This window comes from Paraliobacillus salinarum (assembly GCF_014083865.1).
Taxonomy (GTDB): domain Bacteria; phylum Bacillota; class Bacilli; order Bacillales; family Amphibacillaceae; genus Paraliobacillus; species Paraliobacillus salinarum.
The window spans coordinates 223,334-248,517 of sequence record NZ_JACEFA010000003.1; the positions used below are offsets into that span (position 1 = coordinate 223,334).

Below are 25,184 nucleotides of genomic sequence, written 5' to 3' on the forward strand. Positions count from 1 at the left end.
CTTAGCTTTTTAAAACTTAACTTCATCTCCATCCAATCACTTCAGCAGTAGCTTGAATAATTCCATCTCTCCAACGCATGGCTTGCCTTTTACTAACATTAAGTTCTAAAGCAACGCCTTCCCAAGTTAATCTACTTTTACTCCAATATTTAATGCGAACTAAGTTTTTATATTCATCAGGTAAAGCATTATAAACTGTTTCTACAGCCTCTACCATCTCTTGTAGATATTTAATTCTTTTATTTGTTGTTAACCTAGTTGCTATACGTTGAGTAGGATCACCTGGTTGTCTAACAGAATTAGAACCTTTGACAATGTTGATGTCTTCATGCTCTTGCATGGGATACATAATCTCTTCTCGTAAATTAGCTATCTCTTTTAGTGTTGCATGATAGTTATACCATTCCGCTTCAATATGTTTAAATGTGGTCTTCTTTACTTTAATGGCTGTGGCCATGTAACTCCCCCTAGCTGATGATATCTACTTTAGGCAGCCCTAATTTCTCTCGGTTGTCATTGACTCTTTCCATTCCTTGTGTACAGTAATCCTTCTCCAGTTCGAATCCTATCCATTTTCTTTTTGTATTATCTGCTGCTACTGCAGTAGTAAATGAACCCATACAATTATCTAGTACAACGTCTCCACGGTTTGTGTACGTTTTGATTAAATACTCAAATAAAACTAATGGTTTTTGTGTTGGATGGAATGTTTTACTGTCTCTTGAAAAATCCAATATAGACTTCGGATAATTTGTATGTGTAGTTGTATATTCTTTTAACAAACTCGTATCGTTTTCTTTAAATATTCCACCTGTTTTCTTACGTTGTCCTTTACGAACTTTAACAAGCGGAATTAACCCTTGCGGATGATAAGTTGGTAGCTTTTTATAAAACACACAAATGTTTTCGTGGTTTTTAAGCGGCATTCGCTTGGCGTTTTGAAATCCTGTAGTGTGTTTGCCTTTCTTCCAGATCCACTCATAACGGAACCAGCTCATATTACTTGCGATTAGTTTTGTTGTGAATGGTTGACTTGCTGTTAAAACAATAGCTCCATTGTCTTTAATAATCCGCTTATACTGTTCCCATAGTTGATTAAATGGAATAATTTCATCCCACCTACAGTTAGTTGTACCGTATGGTAAATCGCATAATATCATGTCTACTGATTTATCCGGTATCGTCTTCATTCCTGTTATGCAGTCCATGTTATAGATCGTGTTGTACTTGATATTCATTTCTTTTTCCCCTTTTCTGTAGTAAAATAATGATTGAAAAAGGGAACGTTTGTTCTTGTTTGTTTTGGAGACCTGGTTAGAGGTCTCCTTTTAATTTAAAATGTATTACTACTAGAACCGTCCGCTAAATCAATTCGCACCTTATATTTCAATGCATTGATTTCTTCTCTTGTGGTTATAAATGCGACGTTCCATCGTTTGTAATTACCGTATGCTTCCGCTTCTTGTTTTCTAACTTCAACAACCGCGATTTCTGCAGTAGCTGCTTTATGCTTTTTCGCTTTTAAGTATTCCTCGTTATACAATTGCTTGCGATAGACATATAACTGTTTATAGTGTTCAGCGTATATTGCAGACAGCCTACCGATAAATATCAATTGCTTTGACAATAAATAAATCTTGTCTACTTTATCTTCTTCAGTTAGTTTTTTGATTTCTCTTTGGTATCGAACTACTTCAGCAAGATTTTCATCTACCTTGTTCATAATTCAAGACCCACTTTTAACTTTTCAATTAACTTCTTCTCTGCGGTTGCAAAAGATAAATCTTCATCATGTTTTAAAGTACACGTAGATGTAATATACTCTCCGCTACTGATCATTAAATTAAATGTCACATCATATTTTCCTTTAGGATGCATTTCTACTTTTACAATTTCTCCATCACCATGAAGTTCTGTAGTGCCTATCAATCTATTTATGTTTGTAACAATCAATTGCATTTAATCACCCGCTTTGTATACGTTGTTTAATTCTTTTAGAAGTTGTTCATCTGTCAACTTTTCAAATACTTCAGCACTGTACCCTTTAATGAGTGATAGTTCTTGTATGATAGATTCGCGATCGATGCCTTTCATTTATCACACCTACTTTACATGGTGTCTAACCATTCTAAATGTAATTGGAATTGTTCTTTTGTTATCTCTAGGTTGATAGGTTCATACTGTATTAGCCAATTTTCTACATCAAAATTAATAATGGCGTCATCACCGAATCTTTTAATCATGAGTTTTTTGTGCGCTTGTGATTGTTTTAGTAGATCATCAACATCGTTCTCAGTTGGCTTGCTGAAGTCTTTTCGCCAAATCATAAACGCATTTTCAATGTTGTCAATATGAACATCTAGATCTTCATCTGACCAATCGCCTGCATCCATACCGTTAGATAAAAACCGATTGTCTTTATCTTTGTTTTTGAATGCTATTACTGATACTGTTTTCATTCTGATACCTCCACACCTACAGATTTTAATGCTGCTTTACATATAGCTAGTGGCGCTGTTTTTGCATATGCTTGATAATCAATTGCGTGCGCCCCATCGTTGTAAAGAAAACAAGCTGAGTAAATTAAGTTATCTTCTTCATCCCACGCATCATGAATACTGAATCCCCTGAATTTTCGCAGTTCTCCAACCACTTCCCAAGCATCCTCAATACTCTCGCTAGGACAAAAATTATCCGGTATAGTAATAACTTCATCTTCTGCATAAGCACGTACAATTCCGATATTTCTAAATTCTTCTATGTCCCAATCCATAACCTTTTCAGCTATTAATCTATCAATCTCTCTATTGTTCATTCCGATACCTCCTAATTAGCAGCTTTGTATTTGTATTTTTTTACGCACATCTCTGGTAAATTCGCTCTTACTAACGCTTCTGTAAACACTGGTGGTACCGAATTACCGCACCTTGCTACTTGTTGTGTTTTAGGATATTTATTTCCTTCAAAATCACGATCAATAATGTATTCGTTTGGAAACCCTTGCGCTTTAAATAATTCATGTGGTTGCAACATTCTCATACCAATATCTACAATCTTGTAATTTTCCCCTTTGACAGTTACTAATCCAAATCGATCTTTAGTCGGTATCGTATGCAATGGTTCTTCTAGACTTTGACCAACACCTTGACCGTAATATTTAGTTAAGAATGCAGCTACTAAACCGAATCGATTCGCTGTAGGTATAGTTGCTAAAGGCTCATTCAGTCCACTCGCTCGTGTTTCTTTCCCTTGATGTGTATAGTAATGTTGAATAAACATTGCTTTGTTATCGATGATGTAAGGATCGTTTAAAACAAATTTCCTTATTCCTCTTTCAATGCGTATCATAGTGTTTTTACTTAAAGGTTTTTTTCGTTGACAGATGCTAGGCGCTGGGATTGACCAATCAATAACTTCTGCAGCTATGCGGTATGGTTTCATTAATCCTAGTTGTACTTTAAATTCACTTGGATCGCCATGTGTTTGATCTGGCCATGTAATACACTTTCCGTCAGACCTAGCAATTAAAAAGAGCCTTTTTCTTGTGGTTGGTGCTCCGTAATCGCAAGCTTTTAATTCTTTGGTATCAACTTGGTAACCTAGTGCTTGAAGTGACTTTTTAAAAGATAAAAATGTCATACCTTTTTTATTAGGATCTGGAACATAATCACCTTTATCATTTTGCTTAAGTGGTCCCCATGTTCTAAATTCTTCTACATTCTCTAACATGATCACTCTTGGTCTAACCTTTATCGCCCAATTAACAGCTATCCAAGCAAGACCTCTAACCTTCTGACTAACTGGTTTACCGCCTTTTGCCTTGCTGAAATGCTTGCAATCTGGAGATAGCCAACATAGACCAACCTTGCGACCTTTAACAACTTCAATCGGATCTATATCCCACACACTTTCACAATAATGCTCTGTTTCTGGATGATTCGCTTTGTGCATTGCAATAGCAGCTGGATCGTGATTGATTGCTATATCAACATTTAAACCTGTAGCTAATTCAATCCCTGTACTAGCTCCTCCCCCACCAGCAAAGTTATCAACTATAATTTCTCTAAATAAATCAAGTTGTTTTATTGAAAACACCCCCTAAAAAGGTAAATCATCATCGCTAATATCAATAGGTTCTCCATGGCCTTCAAGCGGATTAGTATCTGAAGGTGACTCTTGTTTTTGATTTGAAGCGGATGATTTATTTTTCGATTCTAAAAACTGTACAGAACCTGCAAGAACTTCAGTAACAAATACTGTCTTCCCATCTTGTCCTTCAAAGTTACGCGTTTGAATACGTCCATCTACACCAATCAAGCTTCCTTTTGTCATATACTTTGCTAGATTTTCAGCTGGCGCTCTCCAAATCACGCAATTAACAAAATCCGCTTCTTGATCGCCTTGCTGGTTTGTAAATGGTCTATTAACAGCTATCGTAAAGTTTGCAACCGCTACTCCATTAGGTGTGTAGCGTAAATTAGGATCCTTTGTTAATCGCCCGACTAATACTGTTCTGTTTATCATTTTTCGCACTCCTGACTAAATAAAAATAATATAACTATATCTATGTGGCTTTGATTTGAATGTTTTAACTAATTGCATTGGATCTCCGTCTTTGTTAAAAACAACTTGATCAAGTACATATATTTTCATGATGCTTTCACAAACATTCTAGAACGTATTCTTGAAAATCTTCGTTCAACTGCTCTCTCACCTCTATTTAGGCAATCAGCTATATCCTTGTAGGTGTAACCTTGTTTAATCATGGTTAGCAGCCTTTGATCTTCTTTAGCTGTCCACTTGTGAAATTGTTTGTGAGACTTATTATAAAAATCATGTGCACGCGCTTCTTCTAACCACTTTGGTTCAGGCAATAGCGCCTGTCGTTCCACTTTAAAAAAATTGACAAGTTCCTTATTTCCTTCTGCCCATTCCCAAAAGTCACTCACAGAAATAAGAAATACCGTTTTTTTTAAACGTGTTATTTGTTTAGTAACTTTTAAGCCTTTCTTAAACGTCCAGCGCTTAACTGTACTTCTATCTACGTTTAATGCTCTAGACAATTCAGAAATTGTAATTTTCCCGCTTTCAAGCGTTGTATTATATATGCCCATCCGCTTAAGCTTCATAAGAATAGCTGTTGTTGTTCGGTTTAGATTCTTGGCCATCGTATCTAATTTGACTTTTCCAACGCTTTGCTCTAAGTAATTTACTTCTTCAGGTGTATACCTCTTCACGCGCTCCCTCCTTACGATCACCATTTTCGTCTAAACATCGATTACACCAATCTACAAACCATTGCCTTCCTTCGCTTGATGGCTCGCCATTAGGTCCTTTTCTTTTATGGTGTGCCCAGTCATGGCAAAGTCTGCAAACAGTAGCTCCATTTTGTTTTGTACCTAAACCACCTTGCGATTTATAAATAACGTGATGTGGTACATTCTCTATTTTGTGACTGCCACACTTAACGCATCGATGTTCATCACGTTTAAAGATTGCTAGTTTAATAGCTTGAGTAAAGTTTTTATTCTTAGGACTTTTCCGCTTCTTCTTTGTTTTTAATCCAAGTTGTTTGGACTTTGGGTAAGGATTAAATTCATTGCGTAGATTTACCGTCATGCTTAACTTCCTCAACGTTTTCTTTAAACAGTTTTTTATAGCAATCCCAACATAAATGACTATTCCAATGGTGTGCTGATTCTTTTTGACACTCGACACATTTATTCACTTGCAGCACCTTCTTATAGTTTTATTTGTAGATCTTCGCGCACTCTGCATTTATAAGTTCTTGATTGTTGTAATGCTTTGACTTTGCGAATTTCACCAACAGCCTTGTCCATTTCTTGCAAGTTATTTCTAAACTTTTTTAATACACTTACAAGCGGTTCAAGCAACTCTAATTCATTCTTAAGTTCTCTTCGCTTCTTGCGTGCTATTTTTAAATCTTTAGCTAAGCGGTAACCATCACTTGCGTTAAAGCTAGAAAACTCTACAACATGCATTAAGTCTTGAATTTCTTGATTGATTTTAGTCAATTGCGCATTATTAGTATTCAATCGATCAGGCACATCACGAACAGCGTTCCGAATAAATATTGCGGTTTGTTCTACATCAGTAAATAAATCTTCCAAGTGACTCACTCCCGCTTATTTGTTTAAGATGTTTTGCTTTTTGGACTTTTTTTGCTGTTATATTGCTTTAATAGCTGACTAACATCTGCTTGTTCTTCTTGTGATTGAGGTGATTCAGTTGCTTGTTTTTCTATCTCTTCGTTCTTCTCTTTCTGTTCTCGATACCAACTTGGTACATCCTCGACTTTATGATTGGAATAACCTTTTCTGCTTTTAAGCATGCGTTCGTTATAACGTCGAGCATCTTCTAATGTTTTTACACCATATGTTCGCCAGTTATTGAAAACCGCTTCGATAAATGAAATGCCTTTAGCTTCTTTTTTAGCCGCTAACTTTAATGCTGCTAACATCAAATCCTTGCCCCATTCATCATAAAATTTACCGAGTAACTCATAGTTGAATGGCGTCTCTGTAATGGCTTTTTGTAAATTATCGCGGTAAAAATCAAGTATTTCTTTAAAACCAGGATCATCAACACCACTACCACCACTATCTAATGTTTTATCTAGTTCTTGTTGTTGTTGTTTTTCTTTATATTCTTCTTTTTCTTCTTCTTCTTCTTTATCTTGTCCACTTATCGTTGACGAGTCGTCCGACGTATCGTCAGAAGTATTGATATGACTGGCTTCTTCATTTTCACTACGTTTCGAATCGTTGTGCGTATCGTGTGACGGTTCGCTAGACGTATCGTTATCCGTATCGTGCGACGATACGTTATACGAATCGTACAAAGCTTTTATTTCCTTTTTTTGAATTCGTTCTCCAACATAATTAATCAAACTTATATCTTTCACTTCTTTTAATTCAGAGCGGACACAATCCTCAATAGGCTTTCCACCTTTGTTAAGGTTGTATCTCCCCCAATTCTTTATAGCTAGTTCACGTGTTTCAGTATTGTAAGATATAACTTCATGATGATTGATAAAACGGTCCATTATTGCATTAACGGCTTCAATTGTGTAACCTGTGTCAAAAGAAATATGTTTCTTAGTAATTACATAAATACCGATCTGAGTTGTTTTTGGGTTGGTTAATAAATATAAAAAGAAGAATTTATCTTCAGGAGTAAACTCTTCCACAATCTTAGGGTCGCTCCAAAAATCTGTTTGTATCATTCTGAATTTAGCCATATAGACCACCTTTTCTTATATGTTGTATAATAGGTGTAGGATGATGTTGCAGCACCATCCTACGTTTTTTTAAGCGGATCTATCTAGTAATGGATAAATCCCGCGAGTTTTTAATACCTCGTGAATAAAAAGACGTCCTTTTTGGGTCCATCTGGTGTGCAATTTCACTCCGGTGGTCCCATCTGTATTTGGATCCGCAATGTTTTCTAAAACCTTGTAAAGTTCAGCATTAAACTGTTCCGCTAATGCACCATCTGCAAAAGCATTTAAGTCAACTATGCTTGTCATTTTTTCTTTCCACCTTTCGTGATATAATAAATCTGTATAGCGTTTTATGAGTCTGTGTTGGTAGCACAGATAGGGCTCACTGATTATTATCAGTGGGTTTTTCTTTTGCAATAGATTTCTTTGCCCCAAAGTGTTCAAGCAAAGCTATCTCGCTAGCTTCTAAATCTTCAATTAACCAAAACTCGTCATTGTGAAAGTAAATATCATCGCCATAAAAAATCTCATTGCCAAAGAAGTCGGTACCATATATATCTTTGTCATTTACTCGGTAGACTGTACGTTCTTCCAATTCTTCACATCCTTTTAAAAAAAGTTCTTCTTATATACATCGCATGATCATCTTGCTTGTCCTTTTCAATCTTTTTGTGGTTCAACTTCTTAACTTCTTTTAAACAGTGGATCATTTTGTAAGCACATAGATCCGCTTCATCGTTACGTCCTTCTAAAGATAAATTAATTGCTTGCAATGCGTTACCATGCATAGCGCCAATTAAGTTGTTTAGTTTCCTGTGGTCTTCAGCTAAGTAGTTATTTTCGAATGTCAATTAAAAGTCACCTCGATCAGATTTTTGATAGTTTGCTATTTTTCTAGCTTTAAAAATGATTGCTACATTAGCTGCAGATGCTACAATTGATAAAGTTATTAATACGATTACTGTTGCTGTTACCATCTAAAAACCTCCTTCCGCTCTTACTTCTCTATGAAGTTTTGCAACATCAGGATAAGCCTGGTTGAATGCTGTACGTCTCAAAATTCCAGTTGGTGGTATGTCAAACACCTTTTCTAAATCTGTAGTTAAAGCGGATAATCTTTTATTTTTAAGATCGCTATCTTGTATTTGCTTAACTTCCTTGAATCGTTCTTTCATTTCATTTAAATGATTTGTTTGTTCAGTTGTCATGATTTTTCCTCCTTTGTAGGAATTTAGTACCTCAATGTCGAATATTGCTTTAAGAATGGAGGTGAGATATTTGCAACTTAACCAAGACTGTGTTCGCTCAATTCTTTTAGAACTCGAAGAGAAGCTAACTTTAATGGACCATGTATATCTCCATGATTTAAAGGAATATAATACGTTTAAAGAATTTGGTGAAAATCAATCGATTTATGCAATACTAAAACTTATAGAGGTTGGTTATATAAACGGAAAACCACAATTTGCTTCCAACAAGCTGCACAATTTAGGAATAGCTTCTTTAACTTGGGAAGGTCATGTTTTTTTAGATAACATACGAGATAATAAAATATGGTCAAAAACCAAAGAAGCAACTAAGAATTTTTCTAGCATTTCAGTGACCGTACTTTCAAAATTAGCCAATGAATACTTAATGCAACAGACAGGCTTAAGGTGATTGATATCACTGATATTCTTTTGTTTTAAGGAATTTTATAAAATCATCCATAAATTTTGTGTATTTTCTTGGTGAATAATCATTACTGGTGAAGGTTAGGTCTATAATCATCCTTCCTTCTCCAGGGTTTGATTCTGACGTATTGAATGTTGTTTTATTTTTAATTTCATAACCCTCAATCAAAACAAAAGTTTTTGGATTCTCTATTTGTGTTGGAACATGGTAACTTTTCATACTTTCACCCTCCTTTTTTTCACTCACTACCATTAAGATGATTAAACATTCCTGATTCTTGCATTCGTTTCATCCTCCCAAAATAAATCGTTTAAAGAGCAACCGAATATTCGCGCTAATCGTTTTGCTTCAGATATTTTAAACTCTAACTTTCCTGTCTCTTTTAAGTGATACGTTTGCTTGTTTATGTGTAATAACTTTGCTACATCCGCTTGCTTCATTCTTTTTTCTCTTCTGGCGATGTAAAGTTGATGGTTCACTGTTTTACCTCCCTTGTTCCACACCCCCTAATCAACTTTGAATGTCTTGGCGTTGGCTATTGCTGCGGATTCTTATCTCTAATGGTAGATCATGGCCTGCTTCGCTCTTTTCAAAACTGACTACGGGGTGCAGTAAATATTTATGTGTCTTATAAAGACACTTCTTTATCAAAAAAAATAGTTACTGGTACACTATACAATTGGGACAATTTATATATTTCATCAGCATAAAATCTAACTTTACCGTTTTCTTTTCTCCTGTATTGTGTTAAAGATATTCCTAATTTTTCTGCAACTTCTTCCTGAGTTAAATCATTTGATACTCTTAGTCCTTTTGGAGTAATTTTTATATTCATGTCGTTTCACCTCACTTTGTGTCTTTTTAGGACACTTCAAATATACAAGCTTTAACGGTTTTAGTCAATACTAAAAAGAAACTTTTTTTGTTATCCGTATTGAAAAAGTGTCTTAAAAGGTATATTATTATATTGTGATCATATAGGAGGTGAACAAATTGAATGATTTTTATAAAGAATTAGGATTACGAATTAAGCATTATAGAAAACAAGCAGGTATGACTTTAGAACAAATAGGCGAGCTTATAGGCGTAGGTAAATCAACAGTCAGAAAGTACGAAAACGGCATGATTAAAATATCTCACGATAGACTAGAAAAGATTTCTAGTGTATTAGGGATTGACGTTGCTCTATTATATGGAGAAAGCGTATCTAGTGAAGTTGTGGATGTTCCTCTATATGGGAATATATCATGTGGTGGCGGTAATGTTATTTTTGAAGAAAGAGAAACTTACGTGACATCTCCAAAGAGTTGGGTGAACCACGGACTTTTTTTCTACTTGACTGCCAAAGGGGATAGCATGGTAGGTGCAAAAATACATGAAGGTGACTTACTTCTAATTCAAAGACAAGAAGAAGTGGAAAATGGAGAGATAGCTGCTGTAGCTATTGATAATGAATGTGTTTTAAAACGTGTTTATAGAGATAACGGTTCTTTTACTTTGGTAAGTGAAAACCCAAATTACAAGCCTATACATTTTAATCCCAACACAGATTCTAATATAAAGATTATTGGAAAACTTAAAAAGGCAATCACACAATTTTAAATTACTTAGCGCTAAATAATTTAATAAGGCAGGCTGATCTCCTGCCTATCTTTTTAAAAAGGAGTGAGAATATGACTATTTATAAAGATAAAAAACGGGGAACATATTATATAAGTGTGTATGTCGAATTGAAAAATGGCGATCGAAAGCGTGTATTAAAACGCGGATTTAAAACAAGAAAAGAAGCCAAAAAAGCGGAATCTGAAATTGTATTTAATTCTACAATTGATAATCCAGACAATCCAATTTTTAAAGATGTTATAGCGGAATATATCTCTTGGTATGAGAAAAGAAGAAAAGCATCATCATTACATCGCCTTAAAAAAGAATGCCGTCTTTACATCGAGCCTTTTTTCGGCAATAAACATATTCAAAATATAAATAAACGCGACGTGATGAAGTTCCATGACTTTTTGTTAGATAGTTTATCAATCACCACATCTAAAAATGTGCACGGCTTCTTGTCTGCTATATTTAATTTTGCTATCAAAATGGAATATGTAAATATAAATATCGCTAAAGAAACAGGCAATATACAATCCAGTAATAATACAAAAATGGACTATTGGGTGTTGGATGAGTTTAAAGCGTTTATTAAGAATGTAGATAATTTGAAATATAAAGCTCTATTTATGTGTCTGTTTTATAGCGGTGCAAGAATAGGCGAGTTGTTAGCTTTAGAGTGGCAAGATCTAGACTTTGATAATAACGCATTGATAATAGAAAAAACATATAGTATGGGGAAAATAACAACACCAAAAACAAAATCGAGTGTAAGAAACATTAAAATGCCCAATCACACAATGAATTTGTTAAGACAATTAAAACTACAAGTTAATCCTAAAAATGACTATTATGTTTTTGGTCAATTTTATAGCCCTTTATCTCATAATGCGGCAAAAGATTATTATAATAGAATATTTATTAATAATGATGATCTTCGTCGTATACGTGTACATGATTTTAGACACTCTCACGCAAGCTATTTAATCAACAGTGGCTATGACATTCAAATAGTAAGCAAACGTTTAGGACACACCAAAATATCCACCACTTACGATAAATACGCTCACTTGTATCCCAACAAAGAAGATGACGCAATCAAACACATGGAAAATGATTTTAAGCCTGCTGAAGTGATTAAATTAATAAAATAGTATCACTTACAGTATCACGCTTTTGCAAAAGCTTGTTGTATCAATCGTTAAAGGTTCCATTGGAGGAAAAAAATACATACCGCTCGAGGGATCAATTGAAATCGGTACTTTATGCTTCACATTTAAAATCATTCGAGCACCTTCTTGTCTTCCTTTTAAGCTGCTACCAAAGTATCTACAAGCATGGTCGATCAAACTTACTGGAGGTTGCTTTACATAATTAGTGGTTCCATTACTTTCAAGCACATAAGATATGTAGTAACCGTCCACCTTTTCTGCAATAATAGCTACAGTTACAGGGTTAATCTCATAATCGTTACTCATTTTGTCTTTCTTCAATTGATCAGCTCCTTATTTTATATTTTTGAATTATAATAAATTCAAAACATGTATATAATATACTATGAAATTGTAATATCTGGTACTATATTGGTGTAAAATACCTAAATTTGTCACATTTAAACATTGAAAGCGCTTTTGTGGTAAACTGTGGATATAATAGAATATAACTATAAATACAAAGGGGGCGGTATATATGTGGAATCCTTTTAAAAAAGAAAAAGAACAAAAAATAGAAAAAGAACAAAAGGAGTATCCCATCATTGATATATCATTAGAAGACTTAAAGCGAGCTATTCATGAATATGGTATGCAACTTCCTAATGAAGTTCCTTTAAGTGTAATTGTAACAGATGACTTAACCATTGATTACAATCTTCTAGCTCCTACTATAAAAGGAATACCGAATAAAACGTATTATATGTCAAAAGAAACATATGAAATATTTGAAGAAGAAGAAAAACATCTTGCGGTCGATTTTGATAATGTACAACGTGCGGTAGACAGCTATATTCAGCAAACAAAAGAGCTCCCTGTCATACACGGTGATCCGTATAAGCGAGTCAGTTATCATAAATTAGAGAAATTAAACTTATTAAACTATAGACCACACCAGGAATTTTATATTACTGATGAAGAATATCTAATTACAAATAAAAAACCATAAATAAACAATCATGCAAAACAAAAAATCGAGCTTCTTTTCTCTCTGTCACCAATCTAATTCCAGGAAGAAAAGGAGCACGATTAAATTAAAATCATATTTTAGCATGTCGCCACGATTTAATAAATTAAATCTATTAGTTGTTCTTTCGTAATTTTGCCTAAGTAATGTGGTACATCAATATCTGCCAAAGCTTCTTCTAATGCTTGGCGCTGATACTTTGTTCCAACTAAGCTTTCTTCGATAACAGAAACATCCCCGATACCGAAGAAATCACCGTAAATTTTACAATTCTTAATTAAACCTTTTGAAACATCTAATCGAACGTCAACTAATCCTGATTCGAATTTATGAGATTTTTGAATATCAAAAGCCGGTGATTTCCCATAATTCCAGTCCCATTGTTGATAGCGTTTTTCAGATAATTGATAAATATTTCTCCAATCTTGTTCGGTTAATTTATATTGTGGAACATTAGCAACATCTTCTACATCAAAAATATATTTTAAAATATGCTCTTTAAACGCATCCATTGATAATTTTCGGTCCATAAATTCTGAAATATTAGCAACACGACTACGAATTGATTTAATCCCTTTTGATTTAATCTTTTCTGCATTCACGTTTAACGCAGAAACGACATGTTCAATTTCTGAATCATACATTAATGTACCATGACTAAACATACGGCCACGCGTCGTGAATTGCGCATTTCCAGAGATTTTTCTTCCATTTGCAAGTAAATCATTACGTCCTTTTAATTCTGCAGGAACTCCTAATTGCTGAAGTGCTTCAACAACTGGTTGCGTGAATTTTGCAAAATTGTGAAAACTGTCTCCATCATCTTTCGTAATAAAACTAAAATTCAAATTCCCTTCGTCATGATAAACCGCGCCACCACCAGAGAGACGACGGACAACCTTAATGCCTTGTTCTTCGACATACTTTGTATTTATCTCTTCAATTGTGTTTTGGTTTTTACCAACAATAATGGAGGGCTGGTTAATATAAAATAATAAATATGTATCTTCTGCTCCAAAATTTTTTAACACATACTCTTCAATGGCTAGGTTAATTTGAGGATCTGTTATCCCTTGATTATCAATAAACTTCATTAATCCGATAAACCTCCTTTAGTTTACGTTAGTACAAGTGTAAAACAAACAAGAAAGAAAGGCAATTTCTATTTTATTTGGTTTAAATAATAGCGTTTTAATGAGATGAAGTACTCCAATGAAATCCTGCCTTGGCTAAGTCTATTCTACCGCGATATATTTTTTCTGCTTCTTTTTTTAATTGCTTCCTATTGCCAAAATGAGGGTGATGACTTAAAAGCAGATGACTGACATGAGCTTCTTTTGCTATGATTGCCGACTCTTCACTTGTCATGTGTCCTGGTCCTGTTCCGTCTTGGCCTTCATAAAAGCTGCAATCTGTGATAAGTAAATCAGCATCTTTTGCAAAAGGAATAAAAGCATCTAGGTAACTGGAGTCCGCAGTATAAACGATAACGGATTCGCCATCGGTAATACGCATTGCATAACACGGTACAGGATGCTTTGTTTTTAAGTAAGTAATTGTAAAAGGACCAACCTTAACTAAATCATTAGGACCGTATGCTATCGCGTTTGTCGCTTGATGATTAAGTTTTGAGAATGCTTGTTCATCTTCATTATGACCATATATCGGTAAAGTTTTATTCGTTTGATGAATAGCATTTTGAACAAGAAAGTGGTATTGTAACACACCAAGATCTGCTATATGATCTTGATGGTAATGAGAGATGAATAAAGCGTCTAAACCGAAAACATCTGTGTACTTTGGTAATTGCGCTAATGCACCACTACCACAGTCTAACAATATCTTATAGTCGTCTTTTTCTAGTAAGTAACAAGATGTAGCACTATCTATCTCAGGATAAGCTCCCCAGAAACCAACAACAGTAAGTAGCATTCATTCACCTCATCTATTTCATATTTTTCTAAAAACCCGCTTATGTCTCTAAAAATTTAAGTATATCTTCTACCACTTGTTCTCCTTGATTAATGCAATCTGGAATACCAATTCCTTTATAATTGTTACCCGCAACAAATACCCCTGGCAATTGTTCTGTCATTGCTTCAGTTAGTTTATTAAGACGTTGCAAATGACCCACTTCATATTGCGGCATGGCATCTTTCCATCGTGTTACAACATAAAACTCAGGCTGAGCAGTAATTCCCATAATTCTCTTTAAATCGTGTAAAGCGATAACGGCTATCTCTTCATCACTTAAATCAACAACAGCTTCGTCTCCTGGCTGTCCAACATAACATCGTAATAATGCTTTATTTTCCGGTGTTGTTTGCGGCCATTTTTTATGTGTCCACGTACATGCAGTAATGCGATAATCCCCATTACGTGATACAACAAAACCTGTTCCATCTATATCTTTTGGGATAGCTTCCTGATCAAATGCCATCGCAACATTAGCAACAGAGGTTGCTTTGGCTTCTCCAAAATCATCCCAGAAATCATATGAAGGAAACATATCTTTTGCTTGAGGAACCGAAGTAGTTAGTGCTAAGCTATTTGCAATATACACCTCATCACTATCTAACAAAAGATGATACTTCGTTGCTTTTTTATCAATTTGTCTTACTTTCGTATCTAGCATAACTTGTACAACAGATGGATCCAATTTTTTTTCGATTTGATCTATGAGCGATTGTAACCCATGTTTCAAGGAATAAAATTTACTTGTTTTTTTCGCGACTTGCTTCGTTTTACTTCCCAATGTTTGTCGTGCACCTAGAATTAAACTACGGTGCGCTTGTTCCATTTCATAAAATTGTGGAAAAGTAGCCATTAGACTCAGCTTATCAATATCACCAGCATATATCCCAGATAATAAAGGCTCGATTAAGTTTTCGAGTAGTTCGTTACCTAAACGGTAACGAAAAAATTCTCCTACCGATTGATCGGTCTTGCATTCCCTTTTAGGTAAAAGAAAGTCCTCTAACATACGAATTTTTCCTCTTAGTGAAAACATATTAGAAAATAAAAATGGAGATATTTGTGTTGGTATCCCCATTAACGAACCTTTTGGCATTTCATGTAATTGATCGTTAACTAAAACAAATGATTTTCCAGTGTCGTTTTTCACTAATTCATCTTCTAGCCCAACATGCTGAACTAGTCGAGCACCAGCTTCTTTACGAATCAAAAAGGAATCCGGGCCTCGTTCAATGGTAAACCCATTCTTCTTGTAAGTTTCAATTTTACCACCAAGTTTGTTCGCGGTTTCTATTAAGATTACTTTATAAGGTAATTGCTTTTCTTTAATCACGTGTTGTAAATAGTAGGCGGCAGTTAAACCAGTAATACCGCCGCCTACTATTGCAATTTGTTTAGTTTCTAACATGCTTATGCCTCACTTTTATACTTTCCCCATACGACGTCCGCTAATGTTCGAATAAAATCTGAAGATGCATTTGGCATTGGAGGACGATAGTAAGATGCACCTAACTCATCACAAACTACCTTACATTCGTAATCGTTATCGTAAAGTACTTCTAAGTGATCCGCAACAAAACCTACAGGTGCATAAACAAACGTGCGATAGCCTTGTTCTTCATACAATTCTCTAGTTAAATCTTGTACATCAGGGCCGAGCCATGGATCAGGAGTGTTCCCTTCACTTTGCCACCCAATTGCATAATTAGTAATACCAGTAGATTCTGAAATTAATTTCGCTGTTGTCGCTAGTTGTTCTGGGTATGGATCACCATTTTGAATTATTTTTTCTGGTAAACTATGTGCTGAAACAACTAATACAGCTTTATCTTGTTCAGATTCCGTCATTTTATTATACTCACCTTGAATAACATTAGCCCAATAATTAATAAAACCAGGCGCATCATACCAACTTTCCACGGAACGAATAGCCGGCTTTCCATGCTTCTCTGCTTCTTTTTGGGCACGACCATTATATGATTTCACACTAAATGTAGAATAATGTGGTGCCAAAACAATAGACACTGCTTCTTCAATTCCATCATCAGCCATTTGCTTTACTGCATCTTCAATAAATGGCTCAATATGCTTCAAGCCTAAATAAGGGATAAATTCCACTTCATCTTGAACATTATTTAATGTTTGTGCTAATGCATTTTTTTGTTCCTCTGTAATCCTAGCCAATGGAGAAATACCACCAATTGCACGGTATCTATCCGTTAAATCTTGCAACATCTCTGGAGTTGGTTTTTTACCATGACGAATGTCAGTATAATAGCGCTCAATATCTGCTTCTTCATACGGTGTACCATATGCCATAACAAGTAGTCCTACTTTTTTCTTCATTATAAAAACACCTTCCCTATCTATTATTTTGCTGAGTACGAGTGGATTAATTGTGTCAATCTTTTTAGCGTTTCTGGCATAATCTCTGGTGTTACGCCATGTCCTAAATTAAATACATGACTTGGGTGTTGTTTTCCTTGATCAATAATTGATTTTGTTCTTGTTTCAATCGTATTCCAATCGGATAACAAGATTGCTGGGTCTAGATTTCCTTGTAACGTTTTTGATATTCCCATTCCCCTTGCTTCGTTAATCGACATTCGCCAATCTAAACCAATCACATCAACCGGTAAATCATTCCATTCGTGAATCAAGTGGCTTGCTCCTACACCAAATAAAATGAGTGGGACGCCTTCCTGTTGTAATGTCGTAAAAATTCGATTCATAACGGGTTTTATAAATGTGCGGTAATCACTAACAGACAAAGCACCTACCCATGAATCAAAAATCTGAATCGCTTGCGCACCAGCTCGAACTTGAGCTTGTGCGTATGTGATTGTCATGGTTGCAAGTTTATCCATCAGTGCAAACCATGTTGCTTGATCCTTGTACATCATTGCTTTGGTTTGATGATAGTTTTTAGAAGGACCACCTTCAATCATATAGCTTGCAAGTGTAAACGGAGCACCACTAAAACCAATTAATGGTACTTTCAATTGTTCAGATGTTAATAAACGAATGGTATCTAATACATAAGGTACATCCTGTTCTGGTGAAATCGTGCCTAATCGATCAACATCCGAAAATGTACGAATAGGTTGGTCAATAACGGGACCAATCCCAGACTTAATTTCTACATCCACACCTATAGCAGGCAATGGTGACATAATATCTTTATATAAGATTGCCGCATCTACCCCATACTGCTCGACTGGCAATCGTGTGACATAAGCGCACAGTTCAGGTTCATGTGTAATTTCAAACAACGAGTATTTTTCTTTTAAATTACGGTATTCTGGTTGTGATCTACCCGCCTGTCTCATAAACCAAACTGGTGTATAGGCAGTCTGTTCTCCTCTAAAAGCTTTTAAAATGGTATCATTAAACTGTTTTTCCACAACTGTCACCCTTCAGTTAATTATTTCTATGTTTTTTAACATAACGAACAACATACATTTTGTATAGATATTTGATCAGATTGTCACTAAATTGTAATTATTATAATGAGATACCTTTTCTAATTATACTAATTAATTGCTTAGTGATAAAGTAATTTGGTTTGATTTCTCACCTTGTTGTTTTGTTAAGTGATTGTATGGTATCACATAGTAGCTCGACGATCGAAATAACGATACGTCAGTTAAAGTGAATTTTCCTTTCCCTTGTACTTCCCCAATCCGTTTACTTCCATTGTCTGTCACTTGATACACATGATAGATCACACGGTCATCTTCACTAGGTGTCCATGTTAACTCGCCTTGCACAATCGACCAACCTCCTAGCTTGTATGAGGCAGTTACATCATTGATTGTCGGTAAGGATATAGGCTGCTCAACATCGTCTACACCTGTTGGCATTTCAAAAGCACTTTTTAATGTTTGTTGTTGATCAATCCGTTGCAGTATTTCTTTAGTTGCTGTTGTTGCTGCACTACTTCCTTGTGTTAAATAATGTGATGCATCACTTTGATCATATCCCATCCAAAGCGCAGTAGTATACTCCGGTGTTATTCCAGCAAACCATGCGTCTTTTACTTTCCCTGCTGCCTGTGGATGCTGTGTTGTACCTGTTTTCCCTGCTAGTGCCTTCTGATAATCTCCTTTAGATGCTGTTCCATTTTCGACTACATTTTCTAACATACGCAACATACTCCATGCAGCTTGTTCAGAAAAAACTTCAGCTGTTTCAGGAGATGATTTTCCAATAACTTCTCCATTTCGATCACGTATCTCGGCAATCGCGTGTGCCTGAACCCACTCTCCATTATGGACAAATGTACGGTAAGCTTCGGCAATCTGAATGGGTGTTAAACCGTTTTCTAGCCCACCTAAAGCAATAGCTAATCCATTATCAGGTATATGAATGTTCATCTTTTCTAAATATGTTTTACTGTAATCAATACCAATTTGATCGAGCAACCAAACAGCTGCAGCATTCTTTGATTGTTCTACCGCTTCATACATCGAAATATCTCCTGCATATTCACCATCAGCATTTGACACTTGGTAATCCCCATATGATTGCGCCTCATCTTTTAACAATGAATACGAGCCATAATCACTCATTAAAGCAGGTCCATAGACAGCGATAGGTTTCATGACAGAGCCTGGTTGACGTTGAACAAAAGCTCGATTATGTTCGCCAATTTTGAAATCTCTACCTCCAATGACCGCTTCTAATTGCCCTGATGATTGATTCATCATGACAAATGATGCTTCAGCGTTAGATTTTGCCCCTTCAAAATAAGTGTCTTTTTTCAATTCTTGATAAGCAATTTTCTGTGCAACATCATTCATATAAACCGTTATATGGTATCCACCGCGTTTTAACTCCTCTGTAGTTAATTGATAAGTTGCTGCAGCTTCTTTAATGACTGCATCCAAATAATCATCTAACCATGGTTGATCGGAATCAGTTTGCTTGACGACATTCACTGTTTTTCCTTGTAAAGAAAGCATCTCTTCTGTTTCTAGCATATCCGCCTTTTCCATTTGAGACAGAACTGTATTTCTACGGGCTTTTGCTTGTTCTATATCTATATAAGGCGAATAGTTGTTAGGTCCCTTAACCAAACCTGCAAGTAAAGCACCTTCTTCAATCGTCAAGTCTTCAACAGGTTTATCAAAATAGTAAGATGACGCAGCACCAATTCCATAGACACCATGCGCAAAATACACTTCATTCATGTACATTTCTAATAATTTGTCTTTACTAAAATGACGTTCAAGATAAAGCGAAGCCATTACTTCTTTTGTTTTACGCATCCACGTTTTGTCATTGTCTAAGAATAGGTTCTTTGCCAATTGCTGTGTAATTGTACTTGCCCCTTCTACTTTTTCCATGGCAACAATATCTCTATATACTGCCCGAACAACAGATTTAAAATCAACACCTGCATGATCGTAAAAGCGTACATCTTCTATTGCTACAAATGCATTTTTTACATGTTCTGGGACTTGATCAATTGTAACTAACTCTCTATTTTCCTTATATATTTTTCCTACTAATTCTCCATCTTTCGTTTCAACTTTGGTAGTAGCTGGTAAAATTAAATTTTCTTCATTAACAATTAAGCCACCACCATATATAATAAAAGTAAAACCGATAATCCCTAATAAAAGTATTGCACTTAAAACAATTCCGCCCCATTTCATCCAAGGAAACCAATTGTAATCTTGCAATTCAGTTAAATTTTTCATCTTATTCCCCTTTTGTACTTCATATCATGTTATAAAGCTTATGCTTTGTATATCATTATGATTTTACAACAATAATCGACATAATCCATCTATCAACGGAATATTATACGCCAGTTTTTACTATTGATAAAGTAAAAAGCGATGTCAATTTTGATGAGTATGTTTGATTAATCTAAATGTTGGAAAGATACAAAGTAACGTTAACTTTGAGGAGAGATAATATGAGAGCTTACATGACTAATGGAACGATCGATTACCTTGATCATATATCCGAACAACACCCAACCCTAGACATATTCATCATGCACAATAAAAATACTGGACTTGCTTATTACGAAATAACAAACAAACTATCCCTTTTTCAGCAAGCGCGTGTTTATGAAATACTAGTGATCCAAGGTAAAATACAAGAAGATGGTTTTATATCTATGCGACATATCCCTTTAACAGATGATGGAAAACCTGTTTTTGAAAATGAATGGAGGCATAAAGATAATTTGTTGCAATCCTACAAAGGGATAAAGGCTTACCGTATTTTGAAACCTATTCACGGAAATGCCTACATTGTTTTTATGCAGTGGGACGATGAGGACTCATTTAGACAGTGGGAAATTACACACTTAAGCAACGAGCAGGTCACTACTAATTACCGCGCAGGAAAAGCATTCACGACGACATATAGTATGGTCGATTGGGAAGCCTTAGAGATGGAAGAAAGTGAGACAACTGATAATGAACATAGTTAAAGGCAAGGGCTATCTAATCGCCTAGACAGCCCTTACCTTTATATATAAACTATTTCATTAAATTAATTAATCAGGCTTTAAACAATCCATTACGGTGAGCGTATACGGCTGCTTGCGTACGATCCTTCACGTCAAGTTTACTTAGAACATTACTAACATGTGTTTTTACCGTTTTTATCCCTATAAACAGTCGCTCTCCAATTTCTTGGTTTGTTAACCCTTCTCCAATACACATTAACACTTCTAATTCTCGTTCTGTAAGCTCTTCATGTGGTTTGTTGTCCTGCACCCGAAAACGATTCATCATTTTATTGGCAACCTTTGGCTCTATTACCGTATCCCCCTGGTAGGCTTTTTGTATTGCTTCACTAATCTCTTCAGCAGAAGAAGTTTTCAAAAGATAACTAAACGCACCTGCCTTTAAAGCAGGAAAAACCTGTTGATCATCATAATAGCTTGTTAGAATAATAATTTTACAGCTTGGCAGATTGGTCATAATCTCTTTTGTTGCATCAATGCCATTCCCGTTTTCCATTATTAAATCCATTAACACTACATCAGGCTTTTCATTTAATACAACTTGCACACCCATCTCACCACTTGATGCTTCGCCAACGATTTCTAAGTCATCTTCTGTATCTAAATATGCGATAACACCTTTTCTTACTACCTCATGATCATCAATCACTACTACTCTAATCATCAGATTCATCCTCTCTCACTTGCAACGGAATTCGGATATCGATATGTGTACCCTCCCCCTCTTTTGATCGAATCGCGAAGGTACCACCTATTTCTTCACTACGCTCTTTCATTGTTTTTAGTCCATAAGAAGCCATTTTTTGTTGAGAACTCAGTTCAAATCCTTTTCCATTATCTGAAATATGTATAAAAAGTTCTTTACTATGTACTTTAACTTCTATTAAAACTTCTGTTGCTTCAGCATGTCTCAATGTATTAGATAATGCTTCTTGTACAATTCGAAACACATGCTCTTCTGTTGTTTCTGATAATCGTGTAAATGGATCCATATGTACTTTAAAGTCAATACAAGATTTCTGTTCCAATTCTTGCACAAGCTGTTTAATTCCAACCGGTAACGAGTCACCAGATAAATGTACTGGTCGCAAATGTAACAATAACGCTCGCATTTCTGTTTGTGCTTGTAAGGCAGTCGCTGCAATTTCTTTCATTTGCACGATTGCTTTTTCTGGATTTTTTTCTATGAGACGAACGGTTGCTTGAGACATCATCGTTAAAGCAAATAATTGTTGACTCACTGCATCATGGAGATCTCTTGCCAATCGCTGCCTCTCTTCTATTGTTGCTGCTTTATGTGCGGTCTTTGCATAATCTGACTTTTCATCAGCTAAGCGTTGTAATGATTTAACTTGCCCTTGCATTTTATTACCTAATTCATTTAATTCTTCTGCAATTCGACCGACCTCATCATCACCATTATCATCCTTTTTCACAGTATAATTTCCTCTTGATAATTGCGCGATTAAAACAGATAAGTAATCGATCCTTGCTTTTAACTTACCACTGGCTTTAAAACCAATATAAAAAGAAAAAATAACAGATATAATAAAATACGATAGGAGGAACACAACTATACTTACCCCTGTTAACCATGAAGGAGAAAATAAAACATTAAGTGTTAATAGAAAAGTAAGCAGTGTGAGCATTGTTAAAAAGAGTATATATAAGTGTGAACGTATATACGTATAGCGAATAGAACTTAGCCTCTGCATCAAATGACCGCTCCCTCTCTAAACTTTATTGATTCGAATAGAACCTGCTTTCAGTTTCAAGTCTAATGTTAATTTTCTTGTTGCTTGCTCATAATCATTTGTTTGATAGATTAGGCTACGTTGCACACCTTCCGACTCTTGTTCAAACACATTAATTTCTCCAGCTTTCACTTCTGCTTTTACAGCAAACGCTATATTTTCAGGCATTAAAATTTGAATATCTCCAGCCCATCCATGAATTCTAATTGGGATGTGTTTATCAGGAATAAATGCTTTCGTGAAATCAATGTGGTAATCCCCAACAGCATTCCACAGTTCCATTGGCTCAACTTTCCAATTAGGAGTATTAAACTTATGATCACCTATTACAAATTTCTTATGTTTTCCATACATAGTTTCACTATTAGGAAAGTCATCTGAATCAAAAATGATCTTAAATTTACTATTTCGTTTATCGCCTGGTGTTAAAAAGCTAAATCCAATATATATAATGAGTAATGGCCATAGCTTATAAATATCCCAAACTTTAAAATCAATATATTGAAAGCGATCCGCAAGTAACAAACTACCAAAGATAACGAAAAAGGACCCTGAAATCCATCCACCTTTACCTCTCAAAGCATCAAAACACCACTTTAAGCCCAACAGCAGAAAGAATATAGGGTAAATAAAATACCATGCTTCCGAAAAACCCCAGTCGACAAGACCAATATTAGATAAAATTAGACTTATCCCAAGCAAAATAATAAGAAGAGCTATGATATTTCGAAACAAATTATTTTTCATTTAGTTTGTCATCCTCATATAAATTTTTAAAAATAAGTATATTCCTAATTGTTTACATTGTAGCAAAATGATTGTTTATACACTACTTTGATTATAAGTATATAAAAAAATCTGTTGATCGAATACAATCAACAGATTGGTTTTATCTCAGACCTAAGACGGAGATGCGATAACTGTTACGATATACACAATCATTAGTGTTATTTCCTAAATCTTTTCGAAAAATAATTAAAAAGACAAATCCACAATATTAAAAATAGATAGCCATATCCAAAGCCTGCTAGTACATCAGATAAATAATGTACGTTAATAATATATCGACTAAACCCAATCAACAAAATAAGTGAAACACCAATGATTTGAATACCTAATCGTAGTTTTCCTTTTTTCATTTCTTTACTTAGAAAATATATAATCAATCCATACGTAATCATTGCACCCATTGCATGACCTGACGGGAAGCTGTAACCGACACCTTCTGCTGCTTCAAAAATACTAGGACGTTCACGTTGAACAAGAATTTTAATCCAATGGTTCAGACGATATCCTAGCAAAGCCCCCACCGCAATCCATATTCCAGCAGCCATTTTTCTAAACAACCAATAATAGACGACAACAAAAACAAGGACAAACGGTGTAATAAATGAACCAGAACCTAACTCTGTTACCCAACGAAAAATGTGAAACAAAATGGTATCGTTCCATACTTGTACATATTTATTCGACCATTGATCGATATACGGTTCTACACCCATAATAACTTTTATTGTTACTATACTTAAAGCTATTGTCACCAAAAGAATAGTTAATTCTATTTTTTTCTTTTTAAACATGCATATCACCTTTCTTTTCTCCATTGTAAATGAAATCGGTTATACTTCAACATTATGTATTCTCTGATTCTCAAATTACATGTTTACACCAATCTTTTTCGGGAATTGTATTAATAAGCACAAAAAAAGAAAGGATGTTTGTTGATGGTAAATAACGTAAGACACATGAAAAATAATGATGAGCTAGAAAAATTAATTGATGGTTTAAATGAAGATTTAGCAAATGAGTATGCTGCTTCAATTATGTACACTTACAATGCATCTGTCTTGGAAGGGTTATATCGTCCACTTCTTAAACCTTTTTTTGAAGAAGAAATTGCTGATGAAATGGGACACGCACTCTATCTATCAAACAAAATTAAAATCCTAGGTGGCACACCAACAACAACGCCAGCTAAAGTAAGCCAATATACGGATCCAAAAGATATGCTAGAAGATACATTGAAAGCAGAAGAAGATACTATTAAACGTTATCAAGAACGAAAAGAACAAGCAGAAAATCTAGGGTTAACTGAATTGGCGAATCACCTAGATGATATGATTGACGATGAAACAGGACATAAAGAAGAAGCAATGCGATTATTACGAGACGCTTCATTTTCTAAATAAAGAATCAACACGTGACTAACTCTAGGCAGGAGTTGGTCACGTGTTTTTAGATGTATGTTATACTGTTTGAAAATAGT

The 25,184-nt window shown here is 35.0% G+C and carries 37 protein-coding genes and 1 pseudogene; 6 read left to right on the top strand and 32 right to left on the bottom strand.

What is annotated here, in order from left to right:
* Positions 1 to 22: 22 nt before the first annotated feature.
* From HP569_RS05230 to HP569_RS05305, 18 genes and pseudogenes are all read right to left on the bottom strand, one after another.
* Positions 23 to 457, bottom strand: a complete 435-nt coding sequence (locus tag HP569_RS05230; RefSeq protein ID WP_182200106.1) for a transcriptional regulator — start codon at positions 455 to 457, stop codon at positions 23 to 25.
* A 10-nt stretch (positions 458 to 467) separates the two neighbouring features.
* Entirely contained in the window at positions 468 to 1,238 is a 771-nt protein-coding gene (locus HP569_RS05235) for a DNA-methyltransferase (protein ID WP_182200107.1), read from the bottom strand.
* A gap of 95 nt (positions 1,239 to 1,333) precedes the next feature.
* The gene (locus HP569_RS05240; protein ID WP_182200108.1) at positions 1,334 to 1,723 is read right to left on the bottom strand and encodes a hypothetical protein; all 390 of its coding nucleotides are present in this window, start codon (positions 1,721 to 1,723) and stop codon (positions 1,334 to 1,336) included.
* The gene (locus HP569_RS05245; RefSeq protein ID WP_182200109.1) at positions 1,720 to 1,959 is read right to left on the bottom strand and encodes a hypothetical protein; all 240 of its coding nucleotides are present in this window, start codon (positions 1,957 to 1,959) and stop codon (positions 1,720 to 1,722) included. Before HP569_RS05245 ends, HP569_RS05240 begins: the two co-directional genes overlap by 4 nt.
* Positions 1,960 to 2,094 (bottom strand): hypothetical protein, encoded by a 135-nt coding sequence (locus HP569_RS14525; protein WP_281366440.1) that lies wholly within the window; start codon positions 2,092 to 2,094, stop codon positions 1,960 to 1,962.
* Between the two features lie 14 nt (positions 2,095 to 2,108).
* Complete coding sequence (locus HP569_RS05250) at positions 2,109 to 2,459, bottom strand: hypothetical protein (RefSeq protein WP_182200110.1); 351 nt, start codon at positions 2,457 to 2,459, stop codon at positions 2,109 to 2,111.
* Positions 2,456 to 2,815, bottom strand: coding sequence for a BC1872 family protein (locus HP569_RS05255; RefSeq protein WP_182200111.1), 360 nt, complete (start codon positions 2,813 to 2,815; stop codon positions 2,456 to 2,458). The genes HP569_RS05250 and HP569_RS05255 overlap by 4 nt, the downstream gene beginning before the upstream one ends.
* 11 nt (positions 2,816 to 2,826) lie before the next feature.
* A complete protein-coding gene (locus HP569_RS05260; RefSeq protein WP_182200154.1) occupies positions 2,827 to 4,086 on the bottom strand; it encodes a DNA cytosine methyltransferase in 1,260 nt (419 codons plus the stop codon).
* A 12-nt stretch (positions 4,087 to 4,098) separates the two neighbouring features.
* On the bottom strand, positions 4,099 to 4,524 hold the full coding sequence (ssb, locus tag HP569_RS05265) for a single-stranded DNA-binding protein (RefSeq protein ID WP_182200112.1): 426 nt from the start codon (positions 4,522 to 4,524) through the stop codon (positions 4,099 to 4,101).
* 125 nt (positions 4,525 to 4,649) lie between these two features.
* Entirely contained in the window at positions 4,650 to 5,237 is a 588-nt protein-coding gene (locus HP569_RS05270) for a helix-turn-helix transcriptional regulator (RefSeq protein ID WP_182200113.1), read from the bottom strand.
* Positions 5,218 to 5,619, bottom strand: coding sequence for an HNH endonuclease (locus HP569_RS05275; RefSeq protein ID WP_182200114.1), 402 nt, complete (start codon positions 5,617 to 5,619; stop codon positions 5,218 to 5,220). Before HP569_RS05275 ends, HP569_RS05270 begins: the two co-directional genes overlap by 20 nt.
* Before the next feature lie 122 nt (positions 5,620 to 5,741).
* Positions 5,742 to 6,131 carry a hypothetical protein gene (locus tag HP569_RS05280; protein ID WP_182200115.1) on the bottom strand — a complete coding sequence of 130 codons (390 nt, stop codon included), beginning with the start codon at positions 6,129 to 6,131 and terminating at the stop codon, positions 5,742 to 5,744.
* Between the two features lie 23 nt (positions 6,132 to 6,154).
* Positions 6,155 to 7,261, bottom strand: coding sequence for a DnaD domain protein (locus HP569_RS05285; RefSeq protein ID WP_182200116.1), 1,107 nt, complete (start codon positions 7,259 to 7,261; stop codon positions 6,155 to 6,157).
* Positions 7,262 to 7,441: 180 nt separating this feature from the next.
* Positions 7,442 to 7,549 (bottom strand): annotated as a pseudogene (locus HP569_RS14600) (replication terminator protein); the annotation flags it as partial.
* A gap of 76 nt (positions 7,550 to 7,625) precedes the next feature.
* Positions 7,626 to 7,838 (bottom strand): hypothetical protein, encoded by a 213-nt coding sequence (locus HP569_RS05295; RefSeq protein WP_182200117.1) that lies wholly within the window; start codon positions 7,836 to 7,838, stop codon positions 7,626 to 7,628.
* Positions 7,839 to 7,842: 4 nt separating this feature from the next.
* On the bottom strand, positions 7,843 to 8,094 hold the full coding sequence (locus HP569_RS05300) for a hypothetical protein (RefSeq protein WP_182200118.1): 252 nt from the start codon (positions 8,092 to 8,094) through the stop codon (positions 7,843 to 7,845).
* The gene (locus HP569_RS14530; protein ID WP_281366441.1) at positions 8,095 to 8,220 is read right to left on the bottom strand and encodes a hypothetical protein; all 126 of its coding nucleotides are present in this window, start codon (positions 8,218 to 8,220) and stop codon (positions 8,095 to 8,097) included.
* Entirely contained in the window at positions 8,221 to 8,451 is a 231-nt protein-coding gene (locus tag HP569_RS05305; protein ID WP_182200119.1) for a hypothetical protein, read from the bottom strand.
* A gap of 61 nt (positions 8,452 to 8,512) precedes the next feature.
* Between HP569_RS05305 and HP569_RS05310 the strand changes: the two genes are divergently transcribed.
* On the top strand, positions 8,513 to 8,902 hold the full coding sequence (locus HP569_RS05310) for a DUF2513 domain-containing protein (RefSeq protein WP_246366932.1): 390 nt from the start codon (positions 8,513 to 8,515) through the stop codon (positions 8,900 to 8,902).
* 6 nt (positions 8,903 to 8,908) lie between these two features.
* Here HP569_RS05310 and HP569_RS05315 read toward each other — a convergent pair whose 3' ends face one another.
* The 3 genes from HP569_RS05315 to HP569_RS05325 form a co-directional block, all read right to left on the bottom strand.
* On the bottom strand, positions 8,909 to 9,136 hold the full coding sequence (locus HP569_RS05315) for a hypothetical protein (protein WP_182200121.1): 228 nt from the start codon (positions 9,134 to 9,136) through the stop codon (positions 8,909 to 8,911).
* 41 nt (positions 9,137 to 9,177) lie between these two features.
* Positions 9,178 to 9,396: a helix-turn-helix transcriptional regulator gene (locus HP569_RS05320; RefSeq protein WP_182200122.1), complete on the bottom strand. Its 219-nt coding sequence runs from the start codon at positions 9,394 to 9,396 to the stop codon at positions 9,178 to 9,180.
* A 149-nt stretch (positions 9,397 to 9,545) separates the two neighbouring features.
* Entirely contained in the window at positions 9,546 to 9,752 is a 207-nt protein-coding gene (locus HP569_RS05325; RefSeq protein ID WP_182200123.1) for a helix-turn-helix transcriptional regulator, read from the bottom strand.
* 149 nt (positions 9,753 to 9,901) lie between these two features.
* On the opposite strand from HP569_RS05325, the gene HP569_RS05330 reads away from it, so the two are divergent.
* Together HP569_RS05330 and HP569_RS05335 are read left to right on the top strand one after the other, a co-directional pair.
* A complete protein-coding gene (locus HP569_RS05330; RefSeq protein WP_246366926.1) occupies positions 9,902 to 10,519 on the top strand; it encodes a LexA family protein in 618 nt (205 codons plus the stop codon).
* 71 nt (positions 10,520 to 10,590) lie between these two features.
* The gene (locus HP569_RS05335) at positions 10,591 to 11,676 is read left to right on the top strand and encodes a site-specific integrase (protein ID WP_182200125.1); all 1,086 of its coding nucleotides are present in this window, start codon (positions 10,591 to 10,593) and stop codon (positions 11,674 to 11,676) included.
* A gap of 6 nt (positions 11,677 to 11,682) precedes the next feature.
* Here the strand turns inward: HP569_RS05335 and HP569_RS05340 are convergent, their stop codons facing one another.
* Positions 11,683 to 12,015 (bottom strand): competence protein ComK, encoded by a 333-nt coding sequence (locus HP569_RS05340; protein ID WP_246366927.1) that lies wholly within the window; start codon positions 12,013 to 12,015, stop codon positions 11,683 to 11,685.
* Between the two features lie 196 nt (positions 12,016 to 12,211).
* Here HP569_RS05340 and HP569_RS05345 point away from each other — a divergent pair, with 196 nt between their 5' ends.
* Positions 12,212 to 12,682: a DUF3939 domain-containing protein gene (locus HP569_RS05345; protein WP_182200126.1), complete on the top strand. Its 471-nt coding sequence runs from the start codon at positions 12,212 to 12,214 to the stop codon at positions 12,680 to 12,682.
* A 116-nt stretch (positions 12,683 to 12,798) separates the two neighbouring features.
* Here the strand turns inward: HP569_RS05345 and lplA are convergent, their stop codons facing one another.
* The 6 genes from lplA to HP569_RS05375 all read right to left on the bottom strand — a co-directional run bounded on the left by lplA (position 12,799) and on the right by HP569_RS05375 (position 20,379).
* Positions 12,799 to 13,794: a lipoate--protein ligase gene (lplA, locus tag HP569_RS05350; protein WP_182200127.1), complete on the bottom strand. Its 996-nt coding sequence runs from the start codon at positions 13,792 to 13,794 to the stop codon at positions 12,799 to 12,801.
* Between the two features lie 97 nt (positions 13,795 to 13,891).
* Positions 13,892 to 14,632, bottom strand: coding sequence for an MBL fold metallo-hydrolase (locus HP569_RS05355; protein ID WP_182200128.1), 741 nt, complete (start codon positions 14,630 to 14,632; stop codon positions 13,892 to 13,894).
* Between the two features lie 40 nt (positions 14,633 to 14,672).
* On the bottom strand, positions 14,673 to 16,082 hold the full coding sequence (hemY, locus tag HP569_RS05360) for a protoporphyrinogen oxidase (protein ID WP_182200129.1): 1,410 nt from the start codon (positions 16,080 to 16,082) through the stop codon (positions 14,673 to 14,675).
* A gap of 2 nt (positions 16,083 to 16,084) precedes the next feature.
* Positions 16,085 to 17,023 carry a ferrochelatase gene (gene hemH / locus HP569_RS05365; RefSeq protein WP_182200156.1) on the bottom strand — a complete coding sequence of 313 codons (939 nt, stop codon included), beginning with the start codon at positions 17,021 to 17,023 and terminating at the stop codon, positions 16,085 to 16,087.
* A gap of 20 nt (positions 17,024 to 17,043) precedes the next feature.
* Positions 17,044 to 18,078 carry a uroporphyrinogen decarboxylase gene (hemE, locus tag HP569_RS05370; protein ID WP_182200130.1) on the bottom strand — a complete coding sequence of 345 codons (1,035 nt, stop codon included), beginning with the start codon at positions 18,076 to 18,078 and terminating at the stop codon, positions 17,044 to 17,046.
* Positions 18,079 to 18,210: 132 nt separating this feature from the next.
* Positions 18,211 to 20,379, bottom strand: coding sequence for a transglycosylase domain-containing protein (locus tag HP569_RS05375; protein WP_182200131.1), 2,169 nt, complete (start codon positions 20,377 to 20,379; stop codon positions 18,211 to 18,213).
* A 221-nt stretch (positions 20,380 to 20,600) separates the two neighbouring features.
* On the opposite strand from HP569_RS05375, the gene HP569_RS05380 reads away from it, so the two are divergent.
* The gene (locus tag HP569_RS05380) at positions 20,601 to 21,125 is read left to right on the top strand and encodes an antibiotic biosynthesis monooxygenase family protein (protein WP_182200132.1); all 525 of its coding nucleotides are present in this window, start codon (positions 20,601 to 20,603) and stop codon (positions 21,123 to 21,125) included.
* Positions 21,126 to 21,195: 70 nt separating this feature from the next.
* Here the strand turns inward: HP569_RS05380 and HP569_RS05385 are convergent, their stop codons facing one another.
* The 4 genes from HP569_RS05385 to HP569_RS05400 form a co-directional block, all read right to left on the bottom strand.
* The gene (locus HP569_RS05385) at positions 21,196 to 21,828 is read right to left on the bottom strand and encodes a response regulator (RefSeq protein WP_182200133.1); all 633 of its coding nucleotides are present in this window, start codon (positions 21,826 to 21,828) and stop codon (positions 21,196 to 21,198) included.
* A complete protein-coding gene (locus HP569_RS05390) occupies positions 21,821 to 22,879 on the bottom strand; it encodes a sensor histidine kinase (protein ID WP_343051103.1) in 1,059 nt (352 codons plus the stop codon). The genes HP569_RS05385 and HP569_RS05390 overlap by 8 nt, the downstream gene beginning before the upstream one ends.
* Positions 22,880 to 22,897: 18 nt before the next feature.
* Positions 22,898 to 23,665, bottom strand: a complete 768-nt coding sequence (liaF, locus tag HP569_RS05395) for a cell wall-active antibiotics response protein LiaF (RefSeq protein WP_182200135.1) — start codon at positions 23,663 to 23,665, stop codon at positions 22,898 to 22,900.
* Positions 23,666 to 23,865: 200 nt separating this feature from the next.
* Positions 23,866 to 24,498: a phosphatase PAP2 family protein gene (locus HP569_RS05400; protein ID WP_182200136.1), complete on the bottom strand. Its 633-nt coding sequence runs from the start codon at positions 24,496 to 24,498 to the stop codon at positions 23,866 to 23,868.
* Positions 24,499 to 24,642: 144 nt separating this feature from the next.
* Between HP569_RS05400 and HP569_RS05405 the strand changes: the two genes are divergently transcribed.
* Positions 24,643 to 25,107 (top strand): ferritin-like domain-containing protein, encoded by a 465-nt coding sequence (locus HP569_RS05405; RefSeq protein ID WP_246366928.1) that lies wholly within the window; start codon positions 24,643 to 24,645, stop codon positions 25,105 to 25,107.
* Positions 25,108 to 25,184 lie beyond the last annotated feature (77 nt).